Source organism: Pelobium manganitolerans, assembly GCF_003609575.1.
Lineage (GTDB): Bacteria > Bacteroidota > Bacteroidia > Sphingobacteriales > Sphingobacteriaceae > Pseudopedobacter > Pseudopedobacter manganitolerans.
Genome location: NZ_MBTA01000019.1, coordinates 1 through 1118, shown reverse-complemented (window position 1 = coordinate 1118; position 1118 = coordinate 1). Strand labels below are relative to the sequence as shown.

Annotated in this window: 2 protein-coding genes; one reads left to right on the top strand and one right to left on the bottom strand. The window is 36.9% G+C overall.

All coding sequences use genetic code 11. The features are described 5' to 3' along the window. The coding region (locus BCY91_RS08540; RefSeq protein ID WP_220699461.1) for a DUF4279 domain-containing protein at positions 1-673 on the top strand (673 nt) is incomplete at its 5' end. A 229-nt stretch (positions 674-902) separates the two neighbouring features. On the opposite strand, the gene BCY91_RS17745 is transcribed toward BCY91_RS08540, so the two are convergent. After that, a partial coding sequence (locus tag BCY91_RS17745; protein ID WP_220699460.1) for a hypothetical protein occupies positions 903-1118 on the bottom strand: 216 nt, incomplete at its 5' end.

The window sequence follows — 1118 nt, the reverse complement described above, 5'->3', positions numbered from 1 at the left end:
CGTTAGCACCAATAGTATGACGACAACGATAATCAATATAATTACTGACGAACTTCTCAATCCGACTTTTGAGATGACAACACAGTATTTAAAAATATTGGAAGTCAAATACGAAGACAACAAACCTAAAATTGCAAAAATCGAATTTGACGATAATCAAAAATTAGCGACAGCATATATTGAAGTTAAAAATGAAAGCTTTTGTCTTGAATTTGTTTTTGACACAACAAACAATATTGAATTAATTGCTGTAGACACATTACCATTTGTTGGAATTAGTTTTATGCCGACTTCGGAAATGTTGACGACTGACGAATTGTTGAAAATCACTTCTATTAAGCCAACCAAGACAATTACAAAAGGTGACTTTTTTTCAAATGGAAAATTTGAATACACTTACAACGGACTTGAATTTGAATCCTTTTCAGAGCCAGGACGACTTGAAAGAAAATTAAAATACCTATTGGACATATTAGAAACAGACCTTGAAGGAATTAAACAACTTTCCATACAGACAAGCACTAGAAACATTTTTGTAACAATTGTTTATCATATTGGAAACGGAAATTTTACAGGACTCTATCTGGACAATGAAATATTAAATAGAATAACAAGACTTGGACTTGAACTGACATTTGACATTTATGCAACAGGCGAAAAATTTGCGTCTTAATAGAACTACTGGTGCTAACAGCCGTTTTGCAAAAGCGGGGGGTTCGTGCTTCTATGACAGTAAAGTGCTAAATTCAACTTTTGTGCTTCTAATGAAGATTAGTACTAAAAATCCCCGCCTTCGCAAAGCGGCAAACCGTTAGCGAGCATTGCTACTGAAAACATATCGCTGTTTTAAACTGCCGACCGAACTGGAACAATAATCTTGCTGTTAAACTTTTGGCGACAAATTAGCAGGACAAATTCCGCTTGTTCACCGACCGACCTGGATTCTTCCTGTGCTTTTCTGGTAAATTGCCGACCTGCAACACTTTCTGGCTGACCCGACCCGCAAACCGTTTAGCTTGACGACCTGCTCTGCAAGACAGACCTACCGGAAAAATTTTTCTGCCCTTAAAAATCAACTGCGCTGACAGACTTAACTTTATCAAATGCCGACCGAAATG